At 47.7% G+C, this 19,442-nt stretch carries 13 protein-coding genes; 6 read left to right on the forward strand and 7 right to left on the reverse strand.

Features of this window, described 5'->3' with window-relative positions; translation table 11 throughout:
* Positions 1-214 precede the first annotated feature (214 nt).
* The 6 genes from RWY97_RS05450 to RWY97_RS05475 all read left to right on the forward strand — a co-directional run bounded on the left by RWY97_RS05450 (position 215) and on the right by RWY97_RS05475 (position 9,311).
* Positions 215-3,328, forward strand: coding sequence for a SusC/RagA family TonB-linked outer membrane protein (locus RWY97_RS05450; RefSeq protein ID WP_315565983.1), 3,114 nt, complete (start codon positions 215-217; stop codon positions 3,326-3,328).
* A 34-nt stretch (positions 3,329-3,362) separates the two neighbouring features.
* Positions 3,363-4,919, forward strand: coding sequence for a RagB/SusD family nutrient uptake outer membrane protein (locus RWY97_RS05455; protein WP_315565985.1), 1,557 nt, complete (start codon positions 3,363-3,365; stop codon positions 4,917-4,919).
* Between the two features lie 27 nt (positions 4,920-4,946).
* On the forward strand, positions 4,947-6,047 hold the full coding sequence (locus RWY97_RS05460; RefSeq protein WP_021583862.1) for a glycoside hydrolase family 18: 1,101 nt from the start codon (positions 4,947-4,949) through the stop codon (positions 6,045-6,047).
* A gap of 19 nt (positions 6,048-6,066) precedes the next feature.
* A complete protein-coding gene (locus RWY97_RS05465; protein WP_315565986.1) occupies positions 6,067-7,230 on the forward strand; it encodes a DUF1735 and LamG domain-containing protein in 1,164 nt (387 codons plus the stop codon).
* A 31-nt stretch (positions 7,231-7,261) separates the two neighbouring features.
* On the forward strand, positions 7,262-8,251 hold the full coding sequence (locus tag RWY97_RS05470) for a discoidin domain-containing protein (protein ID WP_315565987.1): 990 nt from the start codon (positions 7,262-7,264) through the stop codon (positions 8,249-8,251).
* Positions 8,252-8,411: 160 nt separating this feature from the next.
* A complete protein-coding gene (locus RWY97_RS05475; RefSeq protein WP_315565988.1) occupies positions 8,412-9,311 on the forward strand; it encodes a DMT family transporter in 900 nt (299 codons plus the stop codon).
* A gap of 388 nt (positions 9,312-9,699) precedes the next feature.
* On the opposite strand, the gene RWY97_RS05480 is transcribed toward RWY97_RS05475, so the two are convergent.
* From RWY97_RS05480 to RWY97_RS05510, 7 genes are all read right to left on the reverse strand, one after another.
* Positions 9,700-10,557 (reverse strand): enoyl-ACP reductase FabI, encoded by an 858-nt coding sequence (locus RWY97_RS05480; RefSeq protein ID WP_273174940.1) that lies wholly within the window; start codon positions 10,555-10,557, stop codon positions 9,700-9,702.
* Between the two features lie 87 nt (positions 10,558-10,644).
* Positions 10,645-12,504, reverse strand: coding sequence for a glycoside hydrolase family 13 protein (locus tag RWY97_RS05485; protein ID WP_315565989.1), 1,860 nt, complete (start codon positions 12,502-12,504; stop codon positions 10,645-10,647).
* 44 nt (positions 12,505-12,548) lie between these two features.
* Positions 12,549-14,474 (reverse strand): type I pullulanase, encoded by a 1,926-nt coding sequence (gene pulA / locus RWY97_RS05490; RefSeq protein ID WP_390883261.1) that lies wholly within the window; start codon positions 14,472-14,474, stop codon positions 12,549-12,551.
* Positions 14,475-14,757: 283 nt separating this feature from the next.
* Positions 14,758-17,460, reverse strand: coding sequence for a 4-alpha-glucanotransferase (locus RWY97_RS05495; RefSeq protein WP_315565990.1), 2,703 nt, complete (start codon positions 17,458-17,460; stop codon positions 14,758-14,760).
* Positions 17,461-17,853: 393 nt separating this feature from the next.
* Entirely contained in the window at positions 17,854-18,075 is a 222-nt protein-coding gene (locus RWY97_RS05500; protein ID WP_004349202.1) for a DUF2795 domain-containing protein, read from the reverse strand.
* A 57-nt stretch (positions 18,076-18,132) separates the two neighbouring features.
* Positions 18,133-18,687: a cob(I)yrinic acid a,c-diamide adenosyltransferase gene (locus RWY97_RS05505; RefSeq protein WP_315565991.1), complete on the reverse strand. Its 555-nt coding sequence runs from the start codon at positions 18,685-18,687 to the stop codon at positions 18,133-18,135.
* Between the two features lie 9 nt (positions 18,688-18,696).
* Positions 18,697-19,281: a hypothetical protein gene (locus RWY97_RS05510; protein ID WP_314740841.1), complete on the reverse strand. Its 585-nt coding sequence runs from the start codon at positions 19,279-19,281 to the stop codon at positions 18,697-18,699.
* Between the last annotated feature and the right edge of the window lie 161 nt (positions 19,282-19,442).

Consider the following 19,442-nt stretch of genomic DNA (forward strand, 5'->3'; position numbering starts at 1 on the left):
AACAAACAAGCATCTATATATACTAATAAGGGTATTTAGGAGCATTAAACTTTAAACCGCAATCAGCCTAACTGAGTTACATTTGACAGACAACAATAATCGTGTTTTGTGAGAAACGTATGCCGGCAGACAGTTTGCCGACTGCGAAATCAGTGCGGCACGCGTAAAAAGAGATATCTTAAACAACATTACATTACATTCACTAACATCATTTATGAAGAAGGAAAAGATCCTAACATTAGCCGTTCTTTTGCCTTGTCTGTGCATAAATGCATCGGCCAAAAGTTCTGCCCACATCAGTGGCAGCAACTCGGCAAGATACGTTTTGGCACTGGCGGCGAACGGTCCTCGCACTACTGCGAGCGGAATGCGTATGCTGCCGGCAGACGGCAACGTAAAAGTTACGGGTGTGGTAACGGACAACACCGGTGAGACTGTCATCGGAGCGACCGTCAGAGTAAAAGGAGTACAAGGCGGCACTGTGACCGATCTAGACGGGAAATTTACCATTTCAGCCCCCGCAGGAGGCGTCCTCGTAGTGAGTTATTTAGGGTATAAGACCCAGGAAGTGACTGTTCCGGCTAACGGCCGACTCTCAATCGTCCTGCAACCCGAGTCTCGTCAGATCGAAGAAGTGGTGGTAACGGCCCTCGGTATCAAGCGTTCAGAGAAGGCGTTGAGTTACAATGTACAGAAGGTTGGTGGCGAAAGCCTCACCACAGTGAAGAGTGCCAACTTTATGAATTCGCTTTCCGGCAAGGTGGCCGGCGTCAACATCAATGCTTCTTCGGCCGGAATGGGTGGCGCAACACGCGTCGTTATGCGCGGTCCGAAGTCGCTTACGCAGAGCAACCAGGCGCTGTACGTCATTGACGGTGTGCCTATCACCAACACGTCTCAGGGTGACAAGTCAAGCAATATCTATGCAAACCAACCGGGATCAGAGGGTATTGCCGACCTGAATCCGGAAGACATCGAGTCTATCAGCGTATTAAGCGGTCCGGCCGCAGCTGCTCTTTACGGTTCGGCCGCAGCTCAGGGCGTGATTATGATCACAACAAAGAAAGGTAAAGAGGGGAAGGTGAGCGTAACGATCAGTCATAGTTCGCAGTTCGCCAATCCGTTCAAGATGCCCGAATTCCAGAATGAATACATCAACAGACCGGGTGAAGTGAAGTCTTGGGGGCCGCGTACGGCATCGGCTTACGGCAAATACGACCCGAAGAATTTCTTCAATACGGGTACCAACATACAGAATAATGTAGCCTTGACAACGGGTACCGACAAGAACCAAACCTATCTTTCGGTGGGTACGACGAACGCTTCGGGAATCATTCCCAATAACAAATACGATCGTTACAACTTCACTTTCCGTAACACCACATCGTTGCTGAAAGATCGGATGACTGTCGATTTCAGTTTCAACTACATCAAAGAGAACGACCGTAACTTAACGGCGCAGGGCCAATATTTCAACCCGCTGACATCGACTTATCTTTTCCCACGCGGCGAGAGCTTTGATGCCATCCGCACATTCGAGATTTTCGATCCTGCACGCGGTATCCACGTGCAGAACTGGAACTATGGAGATGCGCTCAAAATGCAGAACCCTTATTGGGTGGCTAAGCGTATGAACCGCACCAACCAGCGCAATCGCTATATGGTAAGTGGTAGTATTAAGTACAAGATTACAGATTGGGTGGACATCACCGGACGTCTGCGTTGGGACGATGCAGCTACCAAACAGGAAGACAAACGCTATGCTTCAACTATCGATTTGTTTGCACACTCGAAGTACGGATTCTATGGTTACGATAAAATCAACGACCAGTCGCTCTACGGCGATTTGATGTTCAATATCAATAAGTCGTTCGAGACTTTCTCTATTGCATCCAACTTAGGTGGCTCTTTTTCACGAACCAAATATGATGTAACCGGTTTTCAGGGTGGTTTGAAGGCTCCGTCGAATATCTTCACGCCTAATTCCATCGATTATGGAACACCTACCAATGATAACCGTCCTATCTATGATCACAACAGGCACTATATTAACTCGCTCTTTGCAAACGTCGAATTGGGTTGGCGCAGTATGCTTTTCCTCACGCTGACAGGTCGTAACGACTGGGATTCGGCACTCGACGGCACCTCGCACGAGTCGTTCTTCTATCCTTCTGTGGGTGCTTCGGCTGTCATCTCATCAATGGCGCAGTTGCCGGAGTTCATCAATTACTTGAAAGTTCGCGGCTCGTGGGCATCGGTTGGTTCAGCTATCAAGCCTAATATCACGTCTAAATGGCGTTACGAATACGACCCGAGGTCGGGCACTTACAGGACAGTGACTTACAAATTCCCTAAAACTTTCTATCCAGAACGTACCGATTCGTGGGAAGCCGGTATCACAGCACGCTTCTTTAAGAATGCTTTGACGTTGGATCTGACGCTCTATCAGTCGAACACTCGCAAACAAACGTTCCTCCGTTCCATTACAGCGGCCGAAGGTTATAATGCAGAATACATCCAGACCGGTAACGTACGCAACCGCGGTATCGAGCTAACTATCGGTTATAACAAGTCTTGGGGTGAGTTTGATTGGAGCAGTTCGCTGACTTACAGTGCCAATCGCAACAAGATTATAGACCTTCTTGACGATCCCAATGAGGTAGTAAAGCAAGGCGGTTTGAGCGGAGCCGAAGTCATTTTGAAGAAAGGCGGCACAATGGGTGACATCTATACGAGTACTGATTTCAAGCGCGATGCAGAAGGAAATATCGCTCTCGACTCAAAAGGTAACGTCATTCAGGAGAACCTTTCCAATCCGCAATATCGCGGTTCAGTATTACCGAAAGGCAATATAGGCTTCTCCAACGATTTCAGTTGGCGTGGTTTCAACCTTGGTTTCGTCATTACAGCTCGGTTCGGAGGCATCGTTCTCTCGCAGACACAGGCTCTTCTCGACGCTTACGGTGTATCTAAAGCTTCAGCAAAGGCCCGTAATGCCGGCGGTGTTCCCGTCAACACTGGACGCATTCCAGCCGAAAACTATTACTCGGTAGTAGGTGGCGACAACCCAATTTGGTCTGAATACATTTACAGTGCCACCAATGCACGCCTGCAAGAAGCACACATCGGCTACACATTCCCGCGCAAGATGCTCGGTGGAACAGAGTTGTCGTTGGGCTTGACGGCTAACAACCTCTTTATGATTTACTGCAAGGCACCGTTCGATCCCGAGTCAACTGCGTCCACAGGAACCTACTATCAGGGTTTCGACTACTTTATGCAGCCGAGTCTCCGCACGTTAGGTTTCAACATAAAGTTGAAGTTTTAAGCAACCACATATATAATGTATAGACAAGATTGATATGAAATACAACAATATAAGCAAAGCTTTCGCCTCTTGTGCAATCATTGCTGCGGGTTTCGGAGCATTGACTTCGTGCACCGACGGCTTTGAGTCGGCCAACCGACCGGGTACAAAAGCGTCGGCCGAAGAGCTCAAACGAGACAACTATATCACAGCATCCTTCATCACACAGATGCAGAATGAGGCGTTCCCCGAGCAGGAAAACGCTTACCAAATGAATATAGACCTCATCGGAAATTACCTGGGTCGCTATATGACTTACGCCAACAACGGCTTCGCCGAGAAGAATTTCGCACGCTTCAATGCCCCCAACAGTTGGGTGCGTTACCCTTTCAAGGATGCAATGCCGAAGGTAGTCTCAGCCTTTAACGAGGTTGCCCGCCTGACCAATCGCCAGGGAATCAACTACGCTTGGGCACTAATTCTGCGTAGTCAGGAGTTTCTTCGCCTGACGGATATGTACGGACCACTACCCATCGGAGCCGAAAGCGACCCCAATGCGTATTCTTCTCAGGAGAAAGTTTACAAGCATTTGATTGCTTGTCTCGATACGGCCACTACGATTTTACAGCCTTTATTGGCTGCAAATCCTGACTTGAAGTCGAGCGAAGAGTATGATAAAGTATACGGAGGAAAGTTCAGTAGCTGGCTCAAATTTGCCAATTCGCTGAAGCTCCGCATTGCAATCCGCATCCGTTACGTTGATCCAGCGCTCGCAAAGCAGGTCGGTGAGGCTGCCGTTAAGGCCGGCGTGATTACGGAAAACGCCGAAAACTGTGCCATCACATATATTCCCAACGGACAATATAAGACTTCCGTAGAGTGGGGTGACAGTCGGGCGTGCGCTGATTTGGAGAGTTTTATGACAGGATTCAAGGATCCTCGCATCACGAAATACTTCAATACGCCTGCCACTTCGGGCTCGCGCGAAATTATCGGATGCTTAGCCGGTGCCAAAATCGGTAACAAAGCTAATGCCGATAAACTCTATTCGGCAGCCAATGTCAAGCAGAACACGCGCGGCGTGTGGTTAACCGCAGCTGAAATGGCATTCTGCCGCGCCGAGGGTGCATTGATCGGATGGAGCGGAATGGGCGGAACAGCCCAGTCGCTGTATGAAAAAGGCGTGAAGCTTTCATTCGATCAGTGGGGTGCTTCAGGTGCAGATGCTTACCTGGCAGATGCTACCTCTACCGAGGCTAACTATCAAGACGCCAACGGCGGATATGGACATGACGAATCGGCAGTGAGTACCATCACCATCAAATGGGATGACTCGGCATCCGACGAGGTGAAACTCGAGCGTCTGATTACGCAGAAATGGATTGCACTTTTTCCCGAAGGACAAGAGGGATGGAATGAAATTCGCCGCACAGGTTACCCAAAAGTCTTCCCCGTTGCACAGAGTACGGGCAGCTATAACATACGCGTGCCGAACCGAATCCCATTCGATAACGATGAGACCATCAACAATGCGGCCAACTATGTCAAAGCAGTCGAACTCTTGGGCGGTGCCGATGACTATGCAACCAAAATGTGGTGGCAGAAGAAATAATTGTAAAACGTAAAACGAATATACACAATGAAGAATATATTGAAGACGTTTCTGTTATCTGCCTGCGGCGTAATGGCCCTATCGTCTTGCAGCGATTGGACCGACACAGAGATTAAAGACCCGGCAGATTTAACAAAAACCAACAAGAGCGAAGCCTACTATGCGCAGCTTCGCGAATACAAAAAGAGCGATCACCAGATGTCGTTCGGCTGGTTCGGAAACTGGACCGGTAGCGGCGTTGTACTTGAAAACTCACTTGCCGGACTGCCCGACAGCACCGATTTCGTTTCTCTTTGGGGCAACTGGAAGAATCCGTCGGAGGCCCAATTGCGTGATCTTCGTTTCGTACAACAAACCAAAGGTACGAAAGCTCTTATCTGTTTCCTCGTCTTCGACATAGGAGATCAGATCACACCAGAGATTCCCGCAGATAAGAAAGCAGCCGGAATGACTTTTAAGGAATGGCGACACAAGTTCTGGGGATGGGGTAAAGACGAAGCATCTCAGCTCGCAGCAACCGAGAAGTTTGCAAATGCCATCTGCGATACGATTGACAAATACAACTACGATGGTTTCGATATTGATGCCGAACCCAGCTATGCGCAACCCTTTGCAACCGATAGAGAGCTTTGGGAAAACAAGAAGGTAATGACCAAGTTTGTGCAAACGCTCTCGAAACGAATCGGTCCCAAGTCGGGCACTGGCCGTTTGTTGGTGGTCGACGGAGAGCCCGAAGCATTCTTAGATTCACTCGGTTCGCATTTCGATTACTTCATTTTGCAGGCGTATGGCGGCAGTTCTAACAGCGGTTTGAATGGACGCTATGCCCGACAAGTCGAACATTTCAAGGCATATCTTACTCCCGAGCAAGTAGCCAAGAAGCTGATCGTCTGTGAAAACTTCGAACGTTACGCCAGCTCCGGCGGTGTAAACTTCACAACTCCGGATGGAACTGTGGTGCCGTCGCTGCTTGGTTTCGCTTATTGGAGCCCCGAATACAACGGTAAGTCTTATCGAAAAGGAGGCGTAGGAACCTATCATATGGAATATGAATACGGTTCGTCAGCAGCCGTTACTTATCCTTTCCTGCGTCGGGCCATTCAAATTATGAACCCGTCTGTTCACTAATCACTAAACAACAAACAAAATGAAACACAACATAGCATCATTGATACTGTGCGGAATGACGGCCGGAACCCTTGCGCTCTCATCGTGCAACAACGCCGAATATTCCGTATTGACCAATCAAGCCTATATTGCACAGACGCAGACAGATGGTAATACGTCTGTCAAAATCACACTCGGTAAAGAGGCAGTGACACAAGAACTGAACGTGCGTCTCTCTGATCCGACCGACGAAAAATGCACGTTTGAGATTGCAGCAGACACTGCCGCCGTCACGGCTTTTAATCGACGCAACGAGACATCGTACAAAGCGCTGCCCGCAGATCAGTTCAGTCTCTCTACAAGCGAGATTTCGATCGAGCCCGGACAGTCTGCTTCGCAGGCGCTGAAACTCACCGTTAACCCGCTGAGTGCTACTTTAAAGAAAAGCGGAGAGAAGTATGCCGTAGCGCTGAAACTCGCAAGTAAGGACGGTCGTAAGAACGTCTTGGCATCCGGGAGCACCATTGTCTATATCTTAGATCAAGTTGTTATCCAGCCCGTTCCTGTCATCAACAGCACCCATAACATCCATTTCACGATGCGAACCGAACTCGCCCTCACCGAGTGGACATTGGAGATGTGTGTTAATATGAGTCTGCTGGGTAAGACAATCGGCGCCTATAACAACCAAGCTTTATTCGGAGGATGGGCTCCCAAGGGTAAAGACGGCGAGATTTATACTCGCTTCGGCGATGCCCCCATCGAAGGAAACCGACTCCAAATCAAGACACAGGGCACACAGATGAATAGTAAAATGCTCTTTGAAGAGAACAAATGGTACCACTTGGCATTTGTTTGCGAAGGCAAAAAACTTTCTCTTTACGTCAACGGTGCGCTCGACTCGTCGATGGATTTACCCGGAAAGGTGACCAATTTGGCTAAGAATATCAACTTCGGTAACACCGATTACCTCAGAGCCAATGTGAAAGTGAGTGAATTAAGACTATGGACCAAGGCCCGCACACAGTCTGAGATCGTCAACAATATGTATTCGTGCACTCCGAAAACGCCCGGACTCGAGGCTTATTGGAAGATGAACGAAGGCAAGGGCGACATCATTAACGACGCTACCGGACACGGGAACACGGGTAAAGTGGTATCTGTTCCCGAATGGATTCAGGATGTTCGCATCGACGGCAAGTAATCAATCAACAAACCATTAGATGAAAATGAAAATGATAAAACAGATCATAAAGAAAACAACTCCCGCCCTGTTGGCACTGCCCTTACTGTTAGCGGCCTGCCAGAGCGACCCCGAAGTGGGCAGCACACTGTATCCCACGCCGGCCGAAAACTATGATGCCAAGGCATATATCAATACCAATACGCCCAAAGGCAACAACTTCTCGCTCCGTGTTTTCCAGACACCCGCAGGGCCAATCGTGCCTAACGACACCGCCGTTTTTTATGTAAAGCTGAACAAACCGGTAGCACAGGACGTGAAAGTAACTGTCAAGGAAGCGCCGTCTGCGGCTGTCAAGAAAGATGGAGCAGTCGTAATGGATGCCGGTTCCATCGACATTCTCAACGCCACCGTTACCATAGCCAAAGGTGAAATGCGATCTGCGGCTCCCGTAAAAGTGGTGATCAAGAAAGGAAAAAGCATTGACCAATTAGCAGCCGGCGGCAAAAATGGTGTTACGGCAGTGATGATCGAGTCGGCCGAAGGTGTTGCTGTGGGCACAAATTATAATAAAGTGCAGATCAATGCTGACGTACGGTCTACCAATATCGTACCAAACGGCAAGATGGACGGTCTCACCGAGATTCCCGCTTCGTCTTTCGGACTCTATGATACCTATAATCGCTCGCTCAGTCAGCTGGTCGACGGCGATATGGAAACCTATTATTCCATCTATCTCAGATACAATCCCAAGTTGATATTCACCTTCGGAAGCGGTGTGTCTGTGGCCGGAATCACCATTTATCCTACGACATACGGGAGCTATTCAGAGTATTTCCTGACACAGGTACGGGTCGAAACGAGCAAAGATTGGAAAACGTGGACCGACCAAGGAACCATCACACTCTCCGGAGTTGATGCGCCGACACCGCTCCATATTCGCTTTTACAATCCTGTAACGGATCCTTATATCCGTGTAATTCCACTTAAAACTTATACCGGTGGATATATGGCTATCGGTGAAGTGAAAGTCTATCGATAAACGTATGCGGCCCAATGGCCACACCATTTATGATCCCCCGCACTGCTTTCGAGCGTGCGGGGGATTTTCGTTTATCGTTTTCGGCAGGGATAATAGCACTTACAACTTGTCGTTCTCATAAAAAAGCAATACCTTTGCAGGCATTTAAAACAAAACGAAAATGGACAAAACAACCATCAAGGGATATAGTAACGCAATTCTCTCGGCCGCCTCTTTCGGTCTGATTCCACTCTTCACGATTCCCATTCTGAATGAAGGGATGGGGTCGTCATCCGTTCTGATGTATCGATTTGCATTCGGATGTCTGATAATGTTGGGCGTATTAATGTTCAATAAAACGCGAATGTACATCGGCTTCGGCGATTTCCTGCGCATTCTCTTTTTATCATCCCTCTATGCAGTGTCGGCTATTGCCTTGCTCGAAGGTTACAAATATATGCCCGGCGGCATAGCTACCACATTGCTCTTTTCCTATCCCGTATGGACGGCTTTACTCTCGATAGCTTTTCTCCACGAGCATCTCTCTCGGCGAACAACTATTGCCATCATCCTTGCCGTAGGCGGGGTGGCATTACTTTCGGGGTTAGGCGGAGGCGGAGAAATCAAGTCTTTCCTCGGACCTGTATTTGAAATGTTGGCAGGATTGCTATATGCCGTCTATATGGTGACATTTCCTGTGATAAAAGTTCGCAAGATGCCATCGTTGAAACTCACATTTTACATCTTCTTTTTCACGATGATTTTGATGCTGTTTTACACCTCGTTCACCACAGGTCACATCCAACCCATCTCCTCACCACAAGCTTTTTTCAATCTTGTAATGCTCGGTTTGTTCCCCACGGCAATCAGTAACGTTACACTGATTATCGCCCTTAAACAGACAAACAGCACAATGGTAGCGGTTCTTGGAGCCTTTGAACCGATGACGGCAATGGTTATCGGCATCCTCGTTTTCAACGAACACCTCACCGTTCCCATCGTTTTCGGTTTCCTGCTCATCATTATTTCCGTGCTGCTTTTAGTGTTACGCAAACGCGTTGCATCTCAAACAAGGAAATAATAGAATCAGAATTGGATGGAACTTATATTGCATTGAAAATCAAACAGATATAATCCCAATTACAACTAACGGTCAATCATCGTGCATTTAACTATTAATTACCGTGCGAAATACCGTTAAACGCACGGCGTTTAACCATTAATCAGCGTGCAAGTAACCGTTAATAGAAAAGGGATTTATATGTAGCTAAAAATCAAGCACATACAAATCCCCTTTTATTTATGGTTTTAACGGATGAATGATAAGAGATAAGAGATGAGTGTTTATATGCTTTTTTGAGAGTGGATATACCGATCCGCCCCTACAAGTTAGCTATGATATCTTTCTGTTTAAAAGATAATCAAAGTCCTCTCAACTCTCGATTTTCAATTCTTAATTATCACTTAACTTATCCGTAGATAATCTTTCCTTCTTCGTCTTTATAGGCATCGAAATCTTTACTGTACTGATTCATCGCTCGAAGACTCATTCCCATATTCGAGAAACCACCGTCGTGGAACAGCGTTTGCATCGTAACCTTACGCGTCAAATCGCTGAACAGCGTTACGCAATAGTCTGCACAGTCGTCTGCCGAGGCGTTACCTAACGGCGACATCTTATCTGCAAAGTCCATCATATTATCTATATCCTTGATTCCTTTGCCTGCTGTCGTGGGCGTGGGAGACTGCGAAACGGTGTTGATTCGCACGCTTTTCTCACGACCGTAGATGTAACCGAAACTGCGGGCAATGCTCTCCAAGAGGCTCTTTGCATCCGCCATATCGTTGTATCCGAAGAAAGTGCGGTGCGAAGCAATGTAAGTCAGCGCCACAACAGAACCGTATTCGGCAATGGCATCCGTCTTTTTGGCTGCTTGCAACATCTTATGAAATGAGATAGCAGATATGTCTAACGTCTTGTTCAGCCAGTTATAATCAAGGTCATCGTATGTTCTGTGCTTCCGAACGTTAGGACTCATCCCGATGGAATGTAGTACAAAATCGACTTTTCCGCCCAAAACGTCCTGCGCTTTGACGAAAACGTTCTCCAAATCATCATAGTTCGTGGCGTCGGCAGCGATAATCGGTGCATTGATCTTATCTGAAAGCTCGTTCAACTCGCCCATTCGGAGCGCCATTTCAGTGTTACTCAAAACAATCTTGGCACCTTCTTCGGCACAGCGTTCAGCTACTTTCCAGGCGATAGACATATTGTTCAATGCGCCGAAGATGATACCTCTTTTACCTTTTAATAAATTGTAAGCCATAATCTTCTTATATATTATCCGCTGCAAAATTACCTCTTTTATGGCGAAATACCAAAAAAGAGGAAATATAAAACAATATGTCGGCCATCAATACGCTACAACCAACGTTTGGCGCGGCTGTAAACGGATGTCTCGGTCTAAGCGGATCGAGGTGCCGGTGAGAATATCTGTGCCTTCGGTGGCGGCTCCGATGACTTCTGCATAACGCACCACAGGCATCACTGCAGCCTTATTTGTACCGTTGAGAATGGTCAGAACAGTACGCCCTTGATAACGACGTGCAATGACATAAACGCCCTCATAGGGAAGAAACTGCGTCTGTCGGCCTCGCGAAATTACATCATTTCCCTTGCGCCAATGCAACAATTGGCTCAACCAAGAGAACATTTCGTTCTCCGCTTCGGTGCGACTGGCAGCGGTGAAAGCATTGCGCTTATCGCCCGGAAAGCCTCCGGGGAAGTCTTTACGCACGTTACCGTCGGTCACTTCTTTCGTTCCATTCATCAAGATTTCAGTCCCGTAATAGAGCTGGGGAATGCGATTCATCGTGAGCAAGAGCGCCAATGCCTGTTTCAAAGCAGGCACATTCTGTCCCGATCCGAGGAATCTGTCGGTGTCGTGGTTCTCTATAAAGGCCATCACCGATGATGGATCGGGATAGAGATAATCGTAAACCAGACTATTATAAACACGGTTATAGCCCTTCCACCAGCCGTCGGTCTCTTCGTATTTAGCTTGATTCAGCTTATCGAAAAAGCTGAAATCCATCACTGTTTTGAGGTAACTATTGATCGTGGATAACCGCGAATCCTTTTGCCAAGCAGCTGTATATGCAGGCTCGGTAACCCACGTTTCGCCTACGGTATTAAAGTTGGGATACTCCCAATCAATAGCTTTCATCCACTCAGACATTGCTTTTCGGTCGGCATAAGGATAGGTATCCATTCGTATTCCGTCAATTCCTGCGGTCTCGATCCACCATTTACTATTCTGAATCAGGTATTTGATAACGTGCGGATTACGCTGGTTGAGATCGGGCATTGTGGGTACAAACCAGCCGTCTACGGTCTCCTGTTTATCTATTTGGGATGCATACGGATCGAGTACAGGCGTCAGTTTGTAACTGGTTTGCGAGTATTTGCCGCCTTGCAAATACTCGGGCGAATTGAACCAATCCTTCGATGGAACATCAACAAGCCACGGATGGTCTTTCCCGCAATGGTTAAAGATCATATCCATCACCACTTTCAAGCCCCGTTGATGGGCTTCGTGAATGAGATTTCGATACTCTTCGTTGGTTCCGAAACGCGGATCTACCCGATAATAGTCGGTCGTTGCATAGCCGTGATAGGTGCTTTGCCCATCGCGATCGGGTGAATTGTTTTCCAAAACAGGCGTAAACCACAGCGCTGTTACACCCAGTTCGTTGAAATAATCGAGGTGTTTGCGAATGCCTTCAAGGTCGCCTCCGTGTCGTAAACTGGGCTGATTGCGATCCACACGATAGGGCTTCAGCCCTTTGATAGGATCTTTCTGTTTGCCGCCTCGCGCAAAACGGTCAGGCATCAGCATATAAAGCACGTCGGCATTGGTAAATCCGCGACGGTCTTCTCCGCTCATCTCGCGGGCCCGAAGTTCGTATTTCACTTGCCGTTTAGCACTTCCCGAAACAAAATTCAACGGTACAACGCCAGGCTTGGCAGCACTTACATCGAGGTAAACAAGCAGATAATCGGGGTTATCTAAACGTACAACGCTGTCTACTTTAACACTTTGGTTACCTGCCGTTACCGTGCAATTGCGAATATCTTTGCCGTAAACCATCAGCTGTAAAGACGCATCTTTCATTCCCGCAAACCAATAGGCGGGATCGATTCTATCGATATTTACAGCAGCCTTAGCCATCATATTCATTGCTATGAGGGCAGAAAGAAAAAGCCATTTCATTATTTTAAGTTTATAAGTCTACAAGTTTATAAGTTAGGAAGGGGCTACATTCGATAGAGAATCAGCGCCGATTGCGGATCAACTTCTACTTTTCCACCTTCCATTTCGCCTAAACCGCGCTCGTCTATCACACCATCGCAGGCCACGACTGTATACTGACCGGCCGGAATCTCGATCATCTTTGCATCCTTATTAGCATTCAGAATGACGATGATATCACGCCATTCATCGCCGCCGGCATTATCTTTTAGTCGGAAACCGACCACACATGGCTGCGTGGGTAAGAACTCTAAGTGACGCTGAACGAGGTCTGCATTGCCCAACCGAAAGGCCGGATGGTGCTTTCGAAGCTGTATCAGCGACTTGTAATAACGGAAAACCTGTGGGTATTTTGCCAAGTTTTGCCAATCGAGCCGGTTGATGCTGTCGGGCGAATTGAAGCTGTTGTGTACGCCTTTCTTATCCCGAAGCATCTCCTCTCCACACAAAATGAAAGGCACTCCTTGTGAAGTGAGCACGGCAGTCTGCGCTAACAGATCCAAGCGAATCAGTTCGTCGTCGGTGATTTTGGGCACACTTGCACGCAGCCTGTCCACAAGACACATATCGTCGTGACAACTTACGTACGCTATCATTTGTGTAGGCGATGTGGCCCAAGGTGCTTTTGTGTAGTTGACTTGCGCATAATCGACCTGCGGATGACGAATAACACCGACGATTCCGGCCTTGATACTTTCCTCTGAACCGGCTAAACCGGCCAGGAAAGCACCCTTGTGATCGTCCGAGAAAGGTCCTCTCAGGGCATCGCGAAGCTCATCTGAAAAGGCTGCGATGCCCGGAAGCTGACTGATATGTGCTTTGACGGCCAATTTTTCGATGGGAAGTGCACAGCCTCCGGCGCTCCATCCCTCGCCATATATAAATAAGGTAGGATCTATTTCACTGGCAGCGCGGCGCACGGCATTCATCGTTTCGATGTCGTGAATACCCATCAGATCGAACCGAAAACCGTCGATGTGATACTCTTTGGCCCAAAAACGTACCGACTCTATCATAAAGCGGCGCATCATTTCACGCTCGCTGGCAGTCTCGTTGCCACATCCCGACCCGTCAGAATAAATGCCGTCGGTACGCTTGCGATAGTAGTAGTCGGGGTAAGTACGCTGAAAACCGCTGCCATTTATATCGAACGTGTGGTTATAAACCACGTCTAAGATAACGCGAATACCGGCTTTATGCAAAGCCTGCACCATCTGTTTGAACTCACGGATACGCACGGCGGGGTCGTAAGGATCAGTAGAATACGAGCCTTCGGGCACGTTATAGTTGAGCGGATCATAGCCCCAGTTGTATTGAGGAGTATCAAGTCTCGTTTCGTCAACTGATGCATAGTCGAACGAAGGCAGCAAATGAACGGCGTTAATGCCCAACTCCTTTAAATGATTGATGGCTTGTGGTTCGGTCAAAGCTAAGAATTTACCCTTGTGTTTGATGCCCGACGTAGGCGAAATAGAGTAGTCGCGGTGGTGCATTTCATAAATAACGAGGTCGGCGGGCGACTTCAATGCCGGTCGAACATCGTGTTCCCAGCCCACAGGATCAGTCTCTCCGAGCGGCAAAATAGCACCACGCTTACCGTTGACACCTACTGCACGGGCAAAGACTCCGGGTGTTTCACCTCGTCCGAGACTTGGAATCTCAAACGTATAAAAGCGATTTCGCCAGTCGCCTGGTACTGAAACTTCCCATCGATCAGCACCAGTCGATTTCATCTTAACGGTTTTCAACGGTGTGCCAGTGAGTCCATCGGCATACAATCTGACCACAATACGCTTGGCATTCGTGGGTGCGAAGAGTCTGAAAACAGTCTTTTTCTTACTGTATATCATCTCTTCAAAGGGCTGTCCGGCCGTCGTCTGGCCGATGATCAGCGACAAAAGACCCGTGAAAAACATTTTTCTTATCAGCATCGTTATATCTGTTTAAATTCTCCGTTACCGTATATCCTCCAACGATTAACCGTTAAACGCACGATAATTAACTGTTAAACGCAAGGCGAAAAGCCGTTAAATGGCGTGCGAAAAGCATCTAATCGCAAGGCGAAAGACTGTTAGTTGCAATGCTGTGGACGGATAAGCGATGAGAGATAAACGGTGAGAGGGGTGTCTCTTAACAGCGAGAGAACACGCCGACGCGCCCCGACAAGAAGTCAAAAGCAATGGCTCAACTCCTTAATTTCCGATGTCTTAACTCCTAATTACTTCTCCCACTCTGCTCCACCAACTCTGAGATGTTGTCGCGGAAATCGCGATCGGCAATAAGATCCTCGATGTTTACATGCATCCGATAGCGCCAATAGTGCTTCGGATTGGCCGGAATATTGATGCGTTCGGCATCAGGATCGGCAATGCGTAGCCGTTCGTCAATGGCCATCCAGTCTTGGATGCTGAAAATGCAAAGCATTGACGGAGAGGCGAGATGGTTTGAAAGGATGTCGCGTGCAAGCCAACCGGGCAGCGGTTGAGGTGCGGCACCCCCGCGATAGAGCATCGAATTATAGTAGATTTGCGTGCGCTCGCGGTCTTCTTGCCACCATTGGCGCAGCGTCGGGGTGTCGTGACTGCTGATGGTACATACACTTCGGTATGGGTTATGCGCCAAATTGCCGAACCGAACACTTGAATCCTTGGGCATAGATTGCAATTCGAGGCTGAGAATGCGCAATTTATTCATCACCCACGACACACAATCGGGCACCATTCCAAGGTCTTCGGCACACACCAACATACGTGTTGCCTCAACGAGTCGCGGTAGTTTCTTCATCGCTTCATAGTACCAGAACCGGTTGTTACGCCTATAATAATAGTCGTTATAGATGCGATTGAAGATTGTTTTATCACTGTCGTAAAGAGCTTCGTAAACAAAACTGAACTGAACGGATATGCGGGGATGGAACTTATCACGGTCTTTGCGGTCGCGAACGAACAGCACATCGCTGATGAGTGCATACAAACCGTCGCGAATCTGAATGTCCGTTGCCGACAACTTACCCTCGAACGCAGCCTCGACTTTGCGTTGCGTGTCGTATTCCGGCCGTAAATCGTAGATGTCATCGTGTGTATGAACGAGGTACTTTGCTTTTACTTCGGCAGCGTGCCGACCGAAAACGCGATCTAAAACCCAGTCGGCAATGAAAGGTTTGGTAAACTGTTGTTCCTGGAAATACAGTCCGTAAGCCTCTATCTCATCACGAGTCATTCCCAACGAGGGTGAGAACTGACCCAGTAAACCGTGTACCGAGTCGATAGGTATCTCCCAAATGCGGAAAAATCCGAGTACATGGTCAATGCGATAAGCATCGAAATACTTGGCCATTGCTTTAAAACGGCGCACCCACCAGCGGCAGTTGTCTTTCAGCATAGCATCCCAATTGTAGGTAGGGAAGCCCCAGTTCTGTCCCATTACAGAGAAATCGTCAGGTGGGGCACCTGCTTGTCCGTTGCAATTAAAGTATTTCGGCTCCATCCAAACATCGCAACCGTAACGGCTCACACCAATAGGAATATCTCCTTTAAGGATTACTCCCTTGGCACGTGCATACTGGTGTACGGCCGACATCTGCTCACTGAGCACGTATTGAATGAAATAATAGAATGCCACTTCTTTGAAAACCTTGGTCGAAGCGGTTGTAAGCACCTTGCGATCGGCCTCATCCCACGTGTTGTGTGCAGGCCATTTGTCAAACTCTGCGGTACCATATGCATCGCGAAGGCTGCAATATCGGGCATAAGGAACCAGCCAACGACCGGACTCTTTGAGGAAAGTTTTGAAACCGGAAGACTTCAACACCTTCGTCTTTTCCTGTTCATAGACGGCACGCAAGTAGGCCGTCTTAGCTTCGTTAACACGTTCGTAGTCGATCTGCGGCAGCGAATTGAGTTCCGTTCTCAATTCCTCAAAATGCGTTCTTACGTTTTCGTCTTTGAGCGTAGGTAGCTGTGTGAGGTCGACATACTGCGGATGAATAGCGAAAATACTGATACAGCTATACGGATAAGAGTCTGTCCACGTGTGGGTAGTGGTAGTATCGTTGATGGGTAACACCTGAAGCACGCGCTGACGGGTAAGAGCTATAAAGTCGATCATCTTTTTCAGATCGCCGAAATCACCCACTCCGAAACTCGTTTTCGACCGAAGCGAGAATACGGGAACCATCGTTCCGGCCAGTTTAACATCGTACAGCGGGAAGAATGCTTGTGAAAGACTATACACCACGACATCACCTGCGCTCATCCGAGGTACTTCCGCCGTTCGATTCATTCCCGTTTCCCATAGCACATCAGCCTTATCAGTGGCGTTGAAAGCAATGAATTTGAATTCGATTTGATGACTTTCAAGTTCCGAAGCATCGAGATCTACCACCCACTCATTGTAATGGTGCTCGCACATCGGAATCATCCGCGCAGGATTCCACGCTCCGAGTGCCTCACCCGCACCCACAATCGCCAGACGATGAGATGTCCTGAGCTGTGGTGCCCGCACCGCCAGACGCAACGTTTTACCAAAACGAGTAACCTTGACATCGGTTTCTCGCCGATGATGAATACACTCCGTAAAAGCCGAACTATACAAATAGGTGTCCTCGGGAATATCGATCCAATGGTCGTAAACGACATAATGCGTGCCGTTGAGCGCAGAGAAATCAAGCCGATGAGCCTCTGTGAGCCATTCGTGAGTTGTTTCTCCGTCAGCATTGAACACGGAGTAATAATAATCTAACCGCGGTTGTAGATCCGCCTGTTTGATATTCATTCGGCAAGTCCAATGCAATCCGTCGGTCGTTACCATTCTATACGCGGTTGTTTCCGCCGTTTCGGCAGTCTCATCAGCCACGACATTGAGAACGAGTTGCTCTCCATAGACTGTTTTATAGTCAATACTGAAATCTAAAATCATTGGTTTAAGTTAGTGAATATGCCGTAAAGTTACACATTATTCACACAGAATCGCTACGCAAAAGCTCTCTAATTGCATCCAGACAGTGTGCAAACGATTGCACGAGTAAGTAACCGACATTGCTTTTTAGTTCCCTAAACTCCGAACTGAGAGATATATTCGGCCTCCCAACTCAGAAATCCAAGAGGACAGCTGATGCCTATTTACCCAACCCACAATCAAAGAAAAATGGCTGAACGTTCTCTCAACGTCCAACCACCAAAATAAATTAGAGAGTTATAATATTCTTTATACAGTGTTTTTTCATTCAAATTCCCACAAAGAAAAGCAGGGTATGCACAAATTAACAGCATACCTCACACTCGGCGAAACAACCGACTCGCCGGTTATTCGTCAGTATTCATCCTCATTGAAAAGGAAGTCCTCCTTAGTAGGATAATCGGGCCAGATGTCTTCGATACTGTCATAAACATCGCCTTCGTCTTCAATTTCCTGCAAATTCTCTAACACTTCAAGAGGTGCACCCGAACGAATCGCATAGTCAATCAACTCGTCTTTCGTTGCAGGCCAAGGTGCATCTTCCAACTTTGAAGCTAATTCCAGTGTCCAATACATATCTCTCGGTTTTCTGATTTATCATTAATTGTGCGTGCAAAAATAAACAATTTTGCGCTATTTGCAAGTACTTTGCCACTTTTTTTCTACTGTATGGGCAACAAAATTCAATTTTCTTGCCAAGACAAACAAATAATCGGAGAGCCGATTCATATAATGGAGAATCTGAGGAGAAAGGCAGACATCCTTGCCACAATCTACCATCCGACGCTCGACTCGCCTGCAAACAGTTCGACAAACGTGAGCCCACGCCGCCTCACGACAGCCTCCGGGAATGATAAAGCTGGTCTGTTCAGGAATTGAGAACACCATCGCATCGATCTGTTCTTCAAGTCTCCGGACGGCACCGTCATCAATAACGGAGACACCCCGACACAGGTTTCCCGGCTGATCGGCAGCCAGATAACTGCCAACGGCAAACAGATCGCACTGAATCTGTTCAACAAACACCCTCACATCTTCATCGGCTGTCAGCGAGACAAGCATTCCAAGATGAGCATTGAGCTCATCCAACGCACCGTAAGCCTCTATTCGTTTGTCACATTTAGCCACCCGTCGGCCCCCGATCAGGCTCGTTGTACCACTGTCGCCAGTCTTGGTATAAATCTTCATCGACACGTCTCAATAATTGATTTTATAATTCCGTTTGTGCATTTTCAAATCGAAAAACACGATTCCGCAGTCTAAAAGGTCGAAAGTAACGCCTGTCCGACTGTCATTCATTATTCGCCGCCACGCCTGCCCCGTTTCCCTCGTGACATCGATATTCATCACCAGCAAAACGGATCGGGATGTAGCTGTTTCGACAAAGGAATCGAACATCGGTCTCCAATCGTCCAGCAATGTCATCAATAACACTTGACAACTGCCAAGTTCAGATCTTCTGTCAGCAGAACAACCCGTCAGCACCTTCGTCTTTCGGCATCCGGCATTGATATACTTCTCATATCTTTGGTTTTTCTCCTGTGCAATCCCCCAACTGCTTGCCTGTATATAGTTCGCCAGCCGCAAACAAAGCCGGCAGCGCTTCAGCTCAGTCTTATCTCTTACGGCCTCTCTATCGTACAACTCCTCATAGGCATAATAAGGATATTTCTCATTGACCACACATCGCACGAACTCGTAGGCAAAGGGAGACTGCACACCGAAGCCATACGAACGAGGAATCCGTAAAAGCCGCCGGAAAGTTTGCCCAAAAATGTTCATACTGCAAAGATACCATAATCCCTGCACTTTACCAAAGGCAACAAATACAAAAGAGTATAAATAAGGAAGGAGAAACGGGATAGAAAAAGGTATAGGGAGGCTTGGTTTGATTCATAGATTCAGATTCATTGTGTCAATAGAATCAGGCTGACTGTGTCAAA

The organism is Hoylesella pleuritidis (genome assembly GCF_963541955.1).
Classification (GTDB): Bacteria; Bacteroidota; Bacteroidia; order Bacteroidales; family Bacteroidaceae; genus Prevotella; species Prevotella pleuritidis.